We start from the raw sequence: 14,553 nt of genomic DNA, 5'->3' as shown, positions 1-14,553 counted from the left end.
GTAAGGTTTAAAATCAATCATAAAATATTTTGCGTGAAGGTAATGGGAACTCCAAAAATCGTTTTAACCGCAGATAGAACATTAATGTCTCCGTATAGGGGATTGTCTCTTGCAACATTTTTTGGATGTGCTCCTGCACTAGACCCTCATAGAGATCCTAAGAGCTTTTGGTACAAAATTCTTGGAAAACAAGTAACTCCTAAAGTTCTGTTTGATTTTATTTGTAATTGGTCTCCTGACATCAATGGTGCAGCAAAATATGCTCCATATGGGCTGAGAAAATTAGAAGCTGGATTGTTACGTGATGGTTTTGCACGTAGTGATGTAGTTGTTGCTCATCCAAATCACATTGAAAAATTTATTGGTCCTGAAACTGAAGTAATTGGAACTTATGAAATGGATCCTTTGGGAATGGGTCCTGTAACTATGACATTTACTTATGGTAGAAAACAAACATCTTATGATGAATTTTACAACACTGAATTACATCATAGAATTAAAGCTGCTAAAGCAAGAACTGGAAGTAAGGCTAAAGTAATTTCGGGTGCATCTGGAACTTGGCAATATAATTATGATCCAGAAAAAATTGAAGAATTTGGAATTTATGCTATCTTAGAAGGTGAACTAGGTGGAATTGCACCAGAGATTGATGGACATGCTGGTAGATTCTTTAATTATTTAATTAATGGTGATTTTGAAAATATGGATCCTTTCAGAAAGAGAAGTGATTTTAAAGTTAACATAAAAGAATTTGAAAGAAATGGAAAGAAACTTCATGGAAGATTTGTTAATTTTTGGGATAGACCTGATTTAGAAGAGATTCCTGATATTGTAGAACCTAGTATGCATGGAATGGTTGAGGTAATGCGAGGTTGTGGTAGAGGTTGTAAATTTTGTGATGTCACATTAAGATCATTAAGATACTATTCTCCTGAAAAAGTCAAAAAAGAAATTGAAGTTAACATTAAGAAAGGAGGTTCTAAATCTGCATGGATTCACAGTGATGATATTTTTGTTTACGGAATGGATCCACGAACTGCAAAAGGAATGGAACCAAATAGAGAAGCATTAGAGGAATTATTTACGGCAATCATGTCTACTGGGGTTGAACACACTAATCCAACTCATGGAACCTTAGCTGGAGCAATTGCTGATGAAAAACTTCTTCCAAACTTATCTAGAATTATGAAAGCTGGCCCAGACAATATGATTGGTGTTCAAGCTGGATTTGAAACTGGTAGTCTTAGATTAATTGGCAAATATGCCGATAGAAAATTAGCTCCTTATGATCCATCAGAATGGCACTGGGTTGTTAAAGAAGGTGTCAAATCTATGAATGAAAATTATTGGATTCCTGCTTTCACATTAATTATGGGACTAGATAATGATGAAACCCCTGAAGATTCTTGGGAAACTATTAGACTTCTTAGTGAACTAGAACATGAACAACCCGATTCCATGTTTACTGCTACTGCTTTGACTTTTGTTCCTATCGGTCTGTTGGAAACATCTAATTTCTTTAACATTGGAAATGAAATGACTCCTGCACAATTGGGTGTCTTATACAAGACATGGCAACATAATTTCAAATATGCTATTCAAAAATTCATGACTAAAACTGGTGCAAAAGGACCACAAAGATACTTCTTCAATGCTATTGCTAGATCTCTTGGTGGAGTTCCTCTTGGTGCTATGGAAAAATATGCCCGCAGAAAGAGTCCAGAACATGAAAAAGTTATTGAAACTATCAAGGCAAAGTACTGGTAATTATTATCCAAATACATAAATTCACTAATTCTAACTGTAAAACATGGCAACACACGGTTCATTAACTAAAGCAGGTAAAGTAAGAGGACAAACTCCTAAAGTTGAAGGAAGAAAAATCGTAGGAACAAGTTCTAGTGTAGCTAACAAAAGTAATTTCAAAAAACGATTTGCTTTAGGCAGATTCCCAGGTCAAAATAAACCTGGTCAAAGAAGAAAAAGACGTTAGAATATTTTCGTCTGTATTTTTATCATTTATCAATCAAATTTTTAAACAATACCCTTATAAAGTACAGGTACCGTACTATACGGTATGGTTGAAGATTTAAGATTAGATAGTTTGGAGGGCGTAGGTCCTGTAACTACAAGAAAATTATCCGATGCAGGTGTCCACAACGTCATGGATCTCATCGTTAGAGGCCCTGTTGATATTTCAGAAATCACTGGAATGGAAAAGGATACAGCTGAAAAAATTGTCAATAAAGCAAGAAAACATTTGGTTGAAGGTGGTTTACTTGCTAAAGATTTCATTAGTGCAAGTGAACTCTATAAAACTCGACAAAGTATTGGTAAGATTAGTACTGGTACTAATTGTCTTGACACCCTATTTGATGGTGGTCTTGAAACTAGAGCTTTGACAGAAGTTTATGGAGAATTTGGTTGTGGTAAAACACAATTTGCTCATACCATGTCTGTAATGGTTCAAAAAAGTAAAGAAGAAGGTGGACTTGAAGGTGGTGTTTTGTATATTGATACAGAAAATACTTTCAGACCTGAAAGAATTGTTCAAATTGCTCAAGCTCATGAAATGGATCCTGAAAAAGTTTTGGACAATATTATTGTCGCACGTGCATACAACAGTGCTCATCAAACATTAATTCTCGAAGAAGCTGGTACTATAATTGAAGAACATAATGTAAAATTAATCGTTGCAGATTCTGCAGTTGGATTATTCCGTTCTGAATATCTTGGAAGAGGAACATTATCTGTCAGACAACAAAAATTAAATCATTTTGTTCACTTGTTGGTCCGAATTGCAGAAACATATGATTGTGCTGCAATTGCAACAAACCAAGTAATGGCATCACCTGATGTTTTCTTTGGAGATCCAACTAGACCTATTGGTGGAAATGTAGTTGCACATACAAGTACCTATAGAATTTACTTCAAAAAATCAGGCAAAAAACGAATTGCTAGAATGGTGGATAGTCCTCATCATCCTGAAGAAGAAGTAATCTTTGCTTTGGGCGAAGCAGGAATCATTGATCCTGAAGAGGCAGAGAAAAAGACAAAAAAGACTACCAAGAAAGCAACCACAAAAAAAGCCAAAGAGACTAAGACAAAAACTAAAACTGCTGAACCTGAAGTAGATGCTACTGCTGAACCTGAAGTAGATGCTACTGCTGAACCTGAAGTAGATGCTACTGCTGAACCTGAAGTAGATATAGTTGAAGATCACGGCGCAGATATCACATCTGATGATTTCTAGCCTCTGAGAGATTTTTTCTTCTCTTTTTCTTATTTTATTTTTTAATTATTCATTAAATTCTAATATCATCTGATAATGTGACATTTTATCATGGTGGATCTTTATCGATTTTTTCCTGAAGAAATGGAAAAATTAGTCATTGAAATGGGTTATCCCCGTTATAGGGCAGATCAAATTTTACTTCCTCTATATTACAAGTTTCCAAAAAAAATTTCAGATATTAAACAACTACCAAAAAAATTGATTGAAGAATTAGATGGTGCTGGATACACAATAGGTTCTGCAAAGGAAACTCATAGAATTGTAAGTGAAGATGGTGACACTACAAAATTATTACTTAATTTAACAAATGAAAAATCTGTTGAAACTGTTTTAATGCAATATGAACCAACAAAAATTGGAGGTCACCCAAGATCAACTATTTGTGTTTCAACTCAAATTGGATGTGCAATGGGATGTGTTTTTTGTGCAACTGGACAAATGGGTTTTGAAACAAATCTCAAGGCAGAACATATTATTTCACAGGTAATTCATTTTGAAGAAATTTTAAGGCAAAGAGGAGAACACGTAACGAATTTAGTTTTTATGGGAATGGGTGAACCCATGGCAAATTACGATGAAATGATTAGGGCTGTAAAAATTTTAACTCATCCTAGAGGATTTGGATTAGGTCAACGTCACATAACTATTTCAACAATTGGAATTGCATCTGGAATTGAAAAATTGGCTGACGAAAATTTGCAAATAGGCTTGGCAATATCTTTACACGCTCCTACAAATAATTTACGTAAAAAATTGGTTCCTACTGCTACTGCAAATTCTGTTGAAGAAATAATTGAATCTGGTCATGCTTATTTTAAAAAAACTGGTAGACGTGTTACTTTTGAATATGCATTAATGAATGAGATTAATGATTCTCCTGACATTGCTCAAAAGTTAGCTAAATTATTACGTGGAAATGGTTCTCATGTAAATTTAATTCCTATCAATCCTACGGCTGGTGATTTTAAACGCCCATCAAATAATCGTGTTCATGAATTTGAACGAATTTTATCAAAAGCAGGAATTAACTGTACAATCAGAGTTGAGAAAGGAACAGAGATCTCAGCTGCATGTGGACAACTTAGAACTGATATTGTTGGGTAATTTTTTAAAATATTGTCCTAAGTGTTAAAATAGGGCTTTCCAAGGTTTTAGACTCATGGCAACTAAGAAGTCTCATGGTCGTTCACATGGATTTAAACATAAATCTAGATCTGTAATGACAAAAAAATCCCCTAGAGGAGTATCATTTTTGTTACGTGAATATCAAGAAGGCCAACAAGCACTTGTCATTATTGATCCTAGACAGCACAAAGGATTACCGCATAGAAGATACCATGGAAAAGTAGGTGTTATTACAAATGTTGGTAGACGTGCAGTAACATTAAGTGTCAAATTGGGAAACAAACCAAAAACCTTAATCACTAGGTTAGATCACATAAAACCATTCGGTGTATAATTATGGAAGAAGTACAAAAAAAACAAGCAATTTCACTTTCTGAAGTAAAAGAAATTTTGGGTAAAGTTGATGTTGAAGAAATGGATCAAATACAACGTTGGACATATGATTATGTTTCAAAATTTGTAACAATAGATTCAAAAAATGCAAAAAACATGAAAAAGAAACTTATCAAAGATTGTCAATTAACAGAAGACGAAGCAGTTGAAATTGTAAATATCAGACCAACAAGTATGGCTGAATTACGTTCATTTACTTTTGGTTGGAAAAAATTAATTCTTGCCGAAACCCTGGAAAAAATACTCAAAATAATCCAGGAGCATTCTTAATTTTTCTGGAGAAATACATTTTGTATCGGGGACAACCTACTTCTAGAAAGTATGAAGAGTATGCATATGTTTTAGATTTCAATCCTAGGGGCAAATCCACAACTGTTCGTGGAAGAGAAGGCATTATTGTTACTGCAATTGGTGAGGATCGTTTAACGCTTTTAGAAGTTTTAGGAATTTCAAATTCTACTTTTGAAGTTGGAGAAAAAATTTACATTGGTAAGGACGGTAGAACAAAAATTTCATCTGTATTGGGTAAAATGGATTATGAAAAAATATCTAGTTCTGCTCAAAGTGAATTATCAAATGTCGTAGAAAAAATTGTCACTGACAATGAAACAAAATTTGTAAAATATCTTAATAATGCACAACCATTAACTCCTAGAATTCATGCACTGGAATTAATTCCTGGTATTGGAAAGACATACATGAAAACCATGTTGGAAGAACGAGAAAAACAAAAATTTGAAAGTTATGTGGATTTACAAGACAGAGTTGGATTCAAAGATCCAGTTAAACATATTTCTGAAAGAATAATTGATGAAATTTCTGGTGAAAGTAGGATGAATCTCTTTGTTAAGAGATGATAAAACGAAAATTATTGGGACAACATTTTCTTAACTCAAAATCTATTGCGGAATTAATTGTCAAAGAAGCTAAAATTTCTAAAAATGATGTAGTTTTTGAGCTAGGAACTGGTCCAGGCATTCTGATTCCTCTATTATGTGAAAATGCTCAAAAAGTGATTTCTGTAGATGCTGATGAAAAATTAACTAAAAAAGCAAGATCTAATTTCTCTCAATTTGATAATCTTGAACTAAAATCTGGTGATGGCTTTAAGAAAAAAGATACTTTTTCAATTTTTGTTTCCAATTTACCTTACTCGAAAAGTAAAGACGCAGTTGAATGGTTGGCACAAAAATCTTTTTCACATGGTGTAATTATGGTTCAAAAAGAATTTGCTGAAAAACTACTTGCAAAATCAAAAGATCGAAGAGCTGTAAGTATTATTGCAACATATACTCTAGATATCAAAAAAATTTCTATAGTGGGAAAGAATAATTTTTCTCCCCCTCCTAAAGTTGATTCTATGATTTTAAAAATATCTAAGAAAACTGATTTGGACAAACAATTAATTTCATTAATTAATGATATATTTTCTTACAGGCGGAAAACTGTAAAAAATATTTTAAAACAATTCAATCAACAAAGTACAATAGAGAAACGAATTGATGACCTAACAGGAGATGAAATAGTTAATCTTGCCAAACAAATTCTTAAAAACTGATGAATATCCTCCATCTGAAGATACTTTTTTTATAGCCAATAATATTGAAAATGAAAAAGGTGAGTGTGCTTTAGATGTTGGAAGTGGCTCTGGTTATTTAACAAAATTACTTTGTAAAAATTTTTCATTTGTTATTGGAACTGATGTTAATTATAAAGTATTACAAAATCAAAGTTCTTACAAAACAGATAATTTGATTTGCTGTAATAGTTCTGATGCACTAAAAATAAAATTTGATTTTATTGTTTGTAATTTACCCTATCTTGCAACAGATGAAATTTTGGATATTGCAACTGATGGTGGTTCTGAAGGTTTTGAAATTCCCAAAAATATTTTTGATTCTGTTTTAAAAAATTTGAAAAAAAATGGAAAATTCATTTTTGTTACTTCTTCATTATCAAATTATTCTAAACTCATAGATTATGCAGAAAAATTAGGTTTAACAACAAAAATTATTGCTCAAAAAAAATTATTTTTTGAAGAATTAATTCTTGTAGAGGCAATAAATTAACATGTATTTTGTTCTCTCTCTAATGACTGAAATTCATTGAAATATTATTTAAAAAATTTTTTAAAAATAAACATTTGATCATTTTTTTCTAAATCATATTTTTATTCAATTAATCTGTATTATTGTTTGATAGCAATCGAATAATTCCAAACATTGCATGTTAGGGTGTTAGAATGTGTAGTGGAGTTACCCGTCGGTAACTATGTGGTTTTGATTACTATCTATTTTCTTAAATTATTTTTTGCATATGTAATTATTGCATCTGTCATTTGTGTAGTGGATGCATTTCCACCAATATCCCATGTTACATCTTTACCTTCGTTAATTACTTGTTCAGTAGCTGCAAATATTGCATCTCTAATTTCTCTTTCACCTAAATAATCTGCCATCCATGCTCCTGACAATACTGTTGCTGTTGGATTTACTTTATTTTGTCCTGCGAATTGAGGTGCACTTCCATGCGCTGCTTCAAACATTGCATAATTGTCTCCGATATTGGCAGAATAAATTAATCCAATTGAACCAACTAACGCTGATGCAAGTTCTGAAATAATATCCATAAATAAATTGGTACTAACTAACACTGAACCATTAAACTGTTCAGTTGCAATTACCATTTGTTGTGCCATGTTGTCTATGTATATTTCAGATAATTCAATTCCTGTACCTTCTACTGCTTTTTGTGTTTCGTCCCAAAATATTCCATCTGTTTGTTTTAAGATATTTCTTTTTGTAATTGCAACCATTTTTTTCATTTCAAATTTATTTGCCCAATCAACTGCAGAATCAATTAATCTTCTACTACCATGTCTTGTGATTTTTCTTATTGCAATTGCTGCATCATCTGTAATTTTTGCTTCTACTCCTGTATAGAGACCCTCAGTTGCTTCTCTAAAACATACACAATCAAGTTTTCTGTTTGGTGTTAATCTATCATATGTTTTTGTTGGTCTAATGTTAGCGTAAAGATCAAATTTTTGTCTTAATGTTACTGCAACACTTCTAGGGGCACCTGGTACTGGAATCGTTGTGGTTGGTCCTTTAAAACAACAGTCTACTTCTTCTAATGTTTTCATAGTTGAATCTGGGATATATGATGCATCTTTTCTACCGTTTTTATCCCATTGTTCAGAACCTGCTTCACATAAAATTAATTCTGATTGAAAATTACATTCTTTTAGGACCCTTAACATTGAATCCACTACTTCTGGTCCAATTCCATCTCCTTTCATTACAGCTGCTTTTTTACTCATTATTGCAAGATTCTGAATTACTTCTAATTAATTCTACCACTGCATTATTTGATAACGAATGAATTTATTTACAGATACTTCTAGGTCTAATTATGCGGGGGTCGCCTAGCCTGGTAGGGCGTAGGATTGCTAATCCTATGTTCGCAAGAACTCGTGGGTTCAAATCCCTCTCCCCGCGCCATTAAAACTTAATAGACCGGATAAGTGAGTTTTTTCATGGGACGAAGAAAAAGTCAAAAAATTATTCGTACAGGCCCAAAAAATGCTACAACTGGAATGTGTCCTTTATGTCAAACAATTGGAAAAATCTTCCTTTTAGGCTCACCTGGTGAAGAAAGGGCAAAATGTGAAAAATGTCGTCAAGAATTTGAATTATAATTTAAGATTCATCTAGTTACTAAACCATTACCCATAACTTTTTAATACAATTTTTTATTCATAATTCATTATGAGTTCAGATGCTGAAACCATTTATGAGAGAGTTGCAAAACTTGAAGATGAAATTGCACTACTTAGAAGTGAAGTAGATATCTTGAAAGGCGCTTTACGAAATAAAATTGCTCGTCATGAAATATCAATGATCAAAAAAGGTCAAGATGTCAATTCTATTATTGATTAATCTTTAATCTTAATACTTCTAATTAATTCTAAAATAAAATCTACATCTTCTGCATTAGGATTTATTTCTAAATATTTATTCAAATATTTCAAAGCATTTTCAGAATTTTGTAATCTTTGTTCTAAAATTCCTTTATCTCTAATGTCTTCTGGAGATTCTGGTTCAATTGCTAACACCATATCAACACAACGTAATGCCTTATCATAAACATATGATCCGATGTATGAATTTTTTAAATTACGAACCATTCTGATAAGAATTTGTTCTGATTTAACTTCGTCAAGAAATTCTGGTTTGAATTCTAATTCTCCATCAAAATTCACATCTAAAATTTCTTGTAAATCGTCAATGTCTAATAAACGACCATCATAAAATGGATCAAGTATCATTTCTTCATTATATTTTACTAATACATGTCCTGGAAATCCTACCACCTTAAGATCTAATCCAATAAATTTAGCAATTTCAACATATAGAATTGATATTGTAATTGGAAGACCTGTTTTTTTATCTATTACTTCATTAAGGAAATTATTTTTTGGATTATAGTAATCATCATCATCTCCGCTATACCCTAAATTCTCAAAAAGATGTTCATTTAACATTGAAATTAGATATGTTGGATTTTTAACATCACTAATTGATTCTTTTAATGACATTCCCATTCTATGAATTTTTTTAATGTATTCATCAACTTGTAATTCTGGATATTCTATTAATTGTGAAAATTTAAGGCATTTTTCAATTAAATTGAAATTGGGATTTTTTACAAATGATATCCATTCTGCAACTAGTGGGTCAAATTTTTCACTCAATTATTACTAACTCAGTTTTTTTAGGTATAACTGAGGATCTTTCAATTCTTTTGTATTTGGAGGAACTTCAATCATTTTCTTGAATGTTTTTGTGCCTAATTTTTCATAAATTATTTTTGTAAAGTCTTTTCCCATACTTTTTCTTACTTGATATGATGAAAAATCAGTTCCCATGAATGTTGTAAGATAATTTTGAAAATCTTTGTCGTCTTTTAGAATATTTTCAATTGCAAAAGCTGCCATTCCTTCCATTGCTGTAAATGCTGCATGATGTTGTTGGATTGGAACTAACCATTTTTTGTAAATATCTAATAATTGAGGAATTGCTTCTCCTATTTTTGGATCTATCTCTACGTGGGTAAATGTCATTACATCTGGACCTATTTGTTCAATTAAGAAATGATCTGGATTCAAAAAGAAGAATAGATTTGCCTTTTTTGCAAATGGAAAATCATCTGGAACAGCTTGTAATTGACAATATTCTGAAAGCTTGTTAATTGTTTCAGTATCTAGTGATAAAATTATTCTTGCTAATTCTTCATTAATTTTATTTACTTCTATTGCAGCATTTTTGTTAACTTGTTGTAGGTTTTTTTGAGCAGCATGAATTAATTCTTCAACAACAGTCATTTTTACAGCACCCAAATAACCTGAATTAACATTCTCAAATTTTGCATCATATGGTTCACCTTGCTTGTGAAGAATTATTTCTGGATATCTTGATAGGATGAATTTGTTCAAATAAATAATTGAATCTAAATAATCTCCATATGTTGTTGTAATTTTAGAAATGTATTGAATTGCATATGTTGAATATACTAAATACTTGGCTGTATCCTCTTGCATTAATTCTGCGATTCTTGTTTTATTCTCTTTTGCAACTGCATTAAATAATTCTGTAACAAATACTTTTGATTCTTTATCTGCAAATACTTTTTCCCCTTTCAATCTTTTCAAATCTGTTAATTCTGGAAATTTTAACTCAATATTTTCAGGGATTTTAACGTCTAGAAATTCTTCAACTTTATTTTTATATGTGGAAAAAACCTCTGCTGCTATATTTTCTAAATTATTGAATTCCACCTTTCCTTTTAGATCTTCTTTTGCTCTACTTGCTAATTTGATAATCTCTTTTTCTTCATCAATTTCAACTGATAATTGCCCAAATAATGCCTCAGTAAACTCTTGAAATTCTCCCAATTTGATAAAAATTTGGAAATACTACATTTAACATTAACTTGAATTTCTCTTAAAATGCAAAATCTAGTCACAAAAAAGAATAACAATGAAATATGCAATTATCTCTAGTTGTTGTATGGCTGCTGGTGTGATAATAATTCCAATTTTAATCGTTAGTATAGTTGCAATCTCTACTTATCTTGTATATCAGTTATTTTTAAAAAACTTCTTGGCAAAACGTTCAATTTCCCAAACTCTTGAGAAATATAATATTCAGAAAACCCCTTCTCAAATCATTAAAGAATATCATGAGAATAAAGGTGAGCACTTAACCCATGAGGAAATTCAAAAACTTGAAAAAAATTATACTCGAAATGAACCTGAACAATTTCTTGCAATGTATGATGCAATAAGAGAAAAATCTAAGGATAAAAAATAATTTTTTTTAATTTACTTAAGGTTGTACTGGAATTTGAATAAATGGTGTTCCACCTTCTCCAACTACTAGAGGAAGTTTACCGTCCCATGCTTGTGTCTTCAACCACTCTAAATAATATGGGTTTTGTGAAAGTGCGTTATTGATAATTGCAATTGCTTCTGCTTCACCATTTGCTTCTGCAATATTTGCTGCTGCCAAACCTACTGCTTGAGCTTCAAGTTGTCTGGCTTCAACTTCAATTCTTATAAGATCATTTTCTGCTTTTTGGGCTTTTTGTTCTGCTTCTACTTTAGCTTCAATTGCTTGAGCAAATAATGGTGAAAATTCGAAATCTGTAATTGAAATAACTTCTGTAGTTACGTAAAATTGGTTTAATCTATCTCTAATTGCATTTTCAATGTCTCCCTTAACTAGTGGTCTTTTTGTAATTAATTCTTCTGCATTATAATTTGCTGTAACTTGTTTTACTGTTTCTTCAACTGCTGGTCCGATAACCCTACTTTCATAATCTAATCCAATTTCCTTGTAAAGATAATTCACTTTCTCATATTCTGCATGATAGTTTACAGTAACTGTAGTTTCTACAGTCTGAAGGTCTTTTGATGCACTTCTAGTTTCTTTATCATACTTTAGAGTACGAACTTCAACTTGTACTACCTCATCTTGAAATGGAACAACAAAGTGAATACCTTCATCAAGTGGTGGTGCTGTTAAATCTACTGCACTCCATTGTGTAAGTACTCCTCTATTACCTGATTCTACAATTTTAACTGATGCTCCTGCCACAACTCCAATTATAATTAGAAGAATAATGGCACCCACAACCACTTTGGCTGCACTCATGTTAACTTTAACTGGAGATGATTGATATTTTGACATCTATGATGGTAGATTTTTTCCTACTATTATACCCATCACTCTTTTCATTCCTAAACTAGGGAAAATAATCATCAACAAATTTATCTTATTAATACGTGAAAATGGTATGGAAGCTGATTTTTCATGGGTTTATTTGATTATCTTCTTAATGATTCCATTGGCAAGAATTTTGCCACGTGTGTTGAGAAAACTCAAAACTGGTGATTTTAACTCTCAAGACATTTCACAAAGACAATATGGCTCTGATTTTGGTAGATTTGAAAAACAGTCTGATGAACAATTTGAATCAAACCTTGCTGAATACCAAGAATCTCCAAAATCTTCAAAACCCCAAACCAAAAACATGCTTGTTTTAGGTGAGTTACATAGAGGAGTTAGATTATTTGAAAATATTCAAAAAAATACAGGTTTAACTACTGAGGAACTTAATTCCATTTTAGAAGATTTGGAAAATAATGGATTGATGAAAGCCCAACAAAAATCTGGATTATTTGGTATGAAAACTGAATTAGTCCCTACAGATAAGGGCTTTAAAGAATACTATTCTTAAAAATTTTTCATAGAAACCCCCATCTTACAATTTTTAAGAATAATCTGTGTGCCGGGGGCGAGTTTCGAACTCGCGACCTCCAGATTATGAGTATTGCCTTAGTTGGAGAACCGTTAGAGTTTACCAATTGAACTGGCACTCTAACCAGGCTGAGCTACCCCGGCATAATATATGGTTGAAAATATGGGAAATTAAATGATTCTACTAGGATATTTTGCCTGTTTTTTTGACTATTTTTGAAATAATTTTCTATACATTTACTTTAGATCTTTCCATTTGACATCTTCGTCTTTAACCCAAAGGAATTTTTTTTGTAATGCTGCTGTATACAATTTTTCCCATTCAACTCCCACTTCACCAGTCCATGCTTTGAAAACTCGTGGATCTATGTAATTTCTTAATGATGTTCCAATTGCATAATCTTTAGTTTTTTCTGATAAATCTAATTGCAGCTCAAGTTTTTGTAATCTTTCTTTATGTTTAGCTTTTTGTCTTTTAATCTGTTCATTTAATGTCTTAATTCTTTTTGTTTTACTTTTCTTTTGAATTTCTGTTTTAGGTTCTTTTTCCTCAACTTTTTTAAGAGTCTCTTTAGTTTTTTCCCAGACTTTTTGTTTTTCTAATTTTTTAATTGAATCCCTTTTCTTTTGTAAAGTTTGTTCAAATGTTTTAGGAATCGTTCTTTTGTGGTTACACATCATTGCTGCTTCTAAGTTTGCTAATTTCGCATGATACAATTTCTCATTTGCAGTTTTTGTTTTAATCGTATCATGTTTTACTAGATAATTCTTAACAACTGTAGTTGCAAGATATGTTCTAAACACTTTGGCAGTTAGTCCTTTTACAATACTTGAATAATATTGATTGACATGTCTTGATGTAATGTCTTCAAAAATTTCATCTTTAGGTTTCTTCTTTTCAATTATGTTTTTAAGATTCTCATGAAATTGCTTATCGTGACCTTCTGCAACAACTGTCTCTTGCCATCTTACACTATCTTTACCTAGAAAATCAAATTTAATTGCATTTGCTGTAATTTTGATGTGCTCTTTTCTTAGTGTTGTTGCGCCTACTGTATCTGCTTCATCCGGATCTTTTTCGTCTCCTACCCTCATAGCAGTTCTATAAATCAAATAACATGCAGTAGATATTTTGTTAATTTTAGGATCTTTACTTTTCATGTCATTGACTATTCGATCTTTTATTTTTTCAATTTCATTTCCGAGCTTGACTGCTTTTTCATATTTTTGCTTATCTCTATCTTGTTTTAATCCTGCAGTATCTGCTAACCAAACATATTTTCTTTTTTGTGTAAGGAAATCCATCCAACTGGCTAACCACATTGAATCGTTATCATGAATAATTTTACCCCAATCACCTTCTGGTATTTTTGCATCTTTTCCTAAGTTTAATGTCACGTCTTTTGCTGTAACTCTTGGTTTCCATTTACCTCTAAGTGGATGTTCGCCTCTGCCGATGAATATTCCTGGAGGTTCTGCCATATAGTTTCCAACTTCCACTTCTTTTCCATCCATGATGGCAATTCCATATTTTGTTTTTAATTTTTCACGTAATTCTTTTCTTTTTGCAGCTAATGCCTTTTTTTCTTCTTTTGTCATCATCTCTTTGAGATCTTTTTCTTTATCTACAATTTTGTAAGCAGTTGAAAAATCAATATCCTCATATGATATTTTTTTAAATTTTGAATCTAATGTTTTAATAAAATCATCTGTAAAGTTTTTTCGAAAAACTTTGTCTTGTGCATAAGGAGTATCTTTTTTCTTTGCCCACTGATATACCATCTCTTCTTGATTTATGTCAAGATTGACAGCCTCTCCTTTAATTTTTATTTTAATTCCTTGTTTCTCGTATTCTGGAGGAAACAAGATTCCATTATGTTGTAATTTTTTCCATTTCATTTTATCTCATTTTTAGTT

The 14,553-nt window shown here is 31.6% G+C and carries 18 protein-coding genes and 2 tRNA genes; 14 read left to right on the top strand and 6 right to left on the bottom strand.

The genetic code is table 11. The features are described 5' to 3' along the window. Positions 1-42: 42 nt before the first annotated feature. The 9 genes from AW732_RS03935 to AW732_RS03895 all read left to right on the top strand — a co-directional run bounded on the left by AW732_RS03935 (position 43) and on the right by AW732_RS03895 (position 6,882). Complete coding sequence (locus tag AW732_RS03935; protein WP_067958800.1) at positions 43-1,767, top strand: radical SAM protein; 1,725 nt, start codon at positions 43-45, stop codon at positions 1,765-1,767. Between the two features lie 43 nt (positions 1,768-1,810). Continuing rightward, positions 1,811-1,993, top strand: coding sequence for a 30S ribosomal protein S30e (locus AW732_RS03930; protein ID WP_067958791.1), 183 nt, complete (start codon positions 1,811-1,813; stop codon positions 1,991-1,993). An 84-nt stretch (positions 1,994-2,077) separates the two neighbouring features. Next, on the top strand, positions 2,078-3,253 hold the full coding sequence (gene radA, locus AW732_RS03925) for a DNA repair and recombination protein RadA (RefSeq protein ID WP_067958789.1): 1,176 nt from the start codon (positions 2,078-2,080) through the stop codon (positions 3,251-3,253). A 90-nt stretch (positions 3,254-3,343) separates the two neighbouring features. Further along, entirely contained in the window at positions 3,344-4,399 is a 1,056-nt protein-coding gene (rlmN, locus tag AW732_RS03920) for a 23S rRNA (adenine(2503)-C(2))-methyltransferase RlmN (protein WP_067958785.1), read from the top strand. A gap of 55 nt (positions 4,400-4,454) precedes the next feature. Further along, the gene (locus tag AW732_RS03915) at positions 4,455-4,754 is read left to right on the top strand and encodes a 50S ribosomal protein L21 (RefSeq protein WP_067958782.1); all 300 of its coding nucleotides are present in this window, start codon (positions 4,455-4,457) and stop codon (positions 4,752-4,754) included. Positions 4,755-4,756: 2 nt separating this feature from the next. After that, the gene (locus AW732_RS03910) at positions 4,757-5,083 is read left to right on the top strand and encodes an RNA polymerase Rpb4 (RefSeq protein WP_067958779.1); all 327 of its coding nucleotides are present in this window, start codon (positions 4,757-4,759) and stop codon (positions 5,081-5,083) included. Between the two features lie 20 nt (positions 5,084-5,103). Then, the gene (locus AW732_RS03905; RefSeq protein ID WP_067958776.1) at positions 5,104-5,670 is read left to right on the top strand and encodes a DUF655 domain-containing protein; all 567 of its coding nucleotides are present in this window, start codon (positions 5,104-5,106) and stop codon (positions 5,668-5,670) included. Next, a complete protein-coding gene (locus tag AW732_RS03900) occupies positions 5,667-6,371 on the top strand; it encodes an rRNA adenine dimethyltransferase family protein (protein ID WP_067958774.1) in 705 nt (234 codons plus the stop codon). Before AW732_RS03905 ends, AW732_RS03900 begins: the two co-directional genes overlap by 4 nt. Next, positions 6,346-6,882 (top strand): HemK2/MTQ2 family protein methyltransferase, encoded by a 537-nt coding sequence (locus AW732_RS03895; protein ID WP_067958771.1) that lies wholly within the window; start codon positions 6,346-6,348, stop codon positions 6,880-6,882. The genes AW732_RS03900 and AW732_RS03895 overlap by 26 nt, the downstream gene beginning before the upstream one ends. Positions 6,883-7,103: 221 nt before the next feature. On the opposite strand, the gene AW732_RS03890 is transcribed toward AW732_RS03895, so the two are convergent. Further along, entirely contained in the window at positions 7,104-8,135 is a 1,032-nt protein-coding gene (locus AW732_RS03890) for an isocitrate/isopropylmalate family dehydrogenase (RefSeq protein WP_067958768.1), read from the bottom strand. A 94-nt stretch (positions 8,136-8,229) separates the two neighbouring features. Here AW732_RS03890 and AW732_RS03885 point away from each other — a divergent pair. From AW732_RS03885 to AW732_RS08705, 3 genes are all read left to right on the top strand, one after another. Continuing rightward, positions 8,230-8,316 (top strand) — tRNA-Ser (locus tag AW732_RS03885). Positions 8,317-8,351: 35 nt separating this feature from the next. Continuing rightward, entirely contained in the window at positions 8,352-8,513 is a 162-nt protein-coding gene (locus AW732_RS08710; RefSeq protein WP_172790390.1) for a hypothetical protein, read from the top strand. A gap of 70 nt (positions 8,514-8,583) precedes the next feature. Continuing rightward, positions 8,584-8,754, top strand: a complete 171-nt coding sequence (locus AW732_RS08705; protein ID WP_172790389.1) for a hypothetical protein — start codon at positions 8,584-8,586, stop codon at positions 8,752-8,754. Here the strand turns inward: AW732_RS08705 and AW732_RS03880 are convergent. Together AW732_RS03880 and AW732_RS03875 are read right to left on the bottom strand one after the other, a co-directional pair. Then, complete coding sequence (locus tag AW732_RS03880) at positions 8,751-9,569, bottom strand: transglutaminase-like domain-containing protein (protein WP_067958765.1); 819 nt, start codon at positions 9,567-9,569, stop codon at positions 8,751-8,753. The genes AW732_RS08705 and AW732_RS03880 overlap by 4 nt on opposite strands. Before the next feature lie 6 nt (positions 9,570-9,575). Continuing rightward, positions 9,576-10,769 (bottom strand): hypothetical protein, encoded by a 1,194-nt coding sequence (locus AW732_RS03875; protein WP_067958762.1) that lies wholly within the window; start codon positions 10,767-10,769, stop codon positions 9,576-9,578. A gap of 85 nt (positions 10,770-10,854) precedes the next feature. Between AW732_RS03875 and AW732_RS03870 the strand changes: the two genes are divergently transcribed. Continuing rightward, positions 10,855-11,187: a hypothetical protein gene (locus AW732_RS03870; protein ID WP_253805556.1), complete on the top strand. Its 333-nt coding sequence runs from the start codon at positions 10,855-10,857 to the stop codon at positions 11,185-11,187. Between the two features lie 15 nt (positions 11,188-11,202). On the opposite strand, the gene AW732_RS03865 is transcribed toward AW732_RS03870, so the two are convergent. Further along, the gene (locus tag AW732_RS03865; RefSeq protein ID WP_067958758.1) at positions 11,203-12,066 is read right to left on the bottom strand and encodes a prohibitin family protein; all 864 of its coding nucleotides are present in this window, start codon (positions 12,064-12,066) and stop codon (positions 11,203-11,205) included. 106 nt (positions 12,067-12,172) lie between these two features. Between AW732_RS03865 and AW732_RS03860 the strand changes: the two genes are divergently transcribed. Continuing rightward, complete coding sequence (locus AW732_RS03860) at positions 12,173-12,616, top strand: hypothetical protein (RefSeq protein ID WP_067958755.1); 444 nt, start codon at positions 12,173-12,175, stop codon at positions 12,614-12,616. A gap of 49 nt (positions 12,617-12,665) precedes the next feature. Here the strand turns inward: AW732_RS03860 and AW732_RS03855 are convergent. Continuing rightward, positions 12,666-12,780: transfer RNA gene (locus AW732_RS03855), tRNA-Met, on the bottom strand. Between the two features lie 93 nt (positions 12,781-12,873). After that, on the bottom strand, positions 12,874-14,535 hold the full coding sequence (locus AW732_RS03850; protein ID WP_067958753.1) for a DNA topoisomerase I: 1,662 nt from the start codon (positions 14,533-14,535) through the stop codon (positions 12,874-12,876). Positions 14,536-14,553: the final 18 nt, after the last annotated feature.

This window comes from Nitrosopumilus sp. Nsub, from assembly GCF_001541925.1.
GTDB lineage: Archaea > Thermoproteota > Nitrososphaeria > Nitrososphaerales > Nitrosopumilaceae > Nitrosopumilus.
The sequence above is the reverse complement of the archived record's forward strand: the minus strand, read 5'-3'. Positions and strand labels throughout refer to the sequence as shown.

Excerpts from the sequence above, each read along its gene's own strand:
- AW732_RS08705 (WP_172790389.1), top strand. The coding sequence starts at position 8,584 with ATGAGTTCAGATGCTGAAACCATTTATGAGAGAGTTGCAAAACTTGAA.
- rlmN (WP_067958785.1), top strand. The coding sequence starts at position 3,344 with ATGGTGGATCTTTATCGATTTTTTCCTGAAGAAATGGAAAAATTAGTC.
- AW732_RS03860 (WP_067958755.1), top strand. The coding sequence starts at position 12,173 with ATGGAAGCTGATTTTTCATGGGTTTATTTGATTATCTTCTTAATGATT.
- AW732_RS03910 (WP_067958779.1), top strand. The coding sequence starts at position 4,757 with ATGGAAGAAGTACAAAAAAAACAAGCAATTTCACTTTCTGAAGTAAAA.
- AW732_RS03900 (WP_067958774.1), top strand. The coding sequence starts at position 5,667 with ATGATAAAACGAAAATTATTGGGACAACATTTTCTTAACTCAAAATCT.
- AW732_RS03870 (WP_253805556.1), top strand. The coding sequence starts at position 10,855 with ATGAAATATGCAATTATCTCTAGTTGTTGTATGGCTGCTGGTGTGATA.
- AW732_RS03890 (WP_067958768.1), bottom strand. The coding sequence starts at position 8,135 with ATGAGTAAAAAAGCAGCTGTAATGAAAGGAGATGGAATTGGACCAGAA.
- AW732_RS03865 (WP_067958758.1), bottom strand. The coding sequence starts at position 12,066 with ATGTCAAAATATCAATCATCTCCAGTTAAAGTTAACATGAGTGCAGCC.
- AW732_RS03915 (WP_067958782.1), top strand. The coding sequence starts at position 4,455 with ATGGCAACTAAGAAGTCTCATGGTCGTTCACATGGATTTAAACATAAA.
- AW732_RS03850 (WP_067958753.1), bottom strand. The coding sequence starts at position 14,535 with ATGAAATGGAAAAAATTACAACATAATGGAATCTTGTTTCCTCCAGAA.
- radA (WP_067958789.1), top strand. The coding sequence starts at position 2,078 with ATGGTTGAAGATTTAAGATTAGATAGTTTGGAGGGCGTAGGTCCTGTA.
- AW732_RS03935 (WP_067958800.1), top strand. The coding sequence starts at position 43 with ATGGGAACTCCAAAAATCGTTTTAACCGCAGATAGAACATTAATGTCT.
- AW732_RS08710 (WP_172790390.1), top strand. The coding sequence starts at position 8,352 with ATGGGACGAAGAAAAAGTCAAAAAATTATTCGTACAGGCCCAAAAAAT.
- AW732_RS03930 (WP_067958791.1), top strand. The coding sequence starts at position 1,811 with ATGGCAACACACGGTTCATTAACTAAAGCAGGTAAAGTAAGAGGACAA.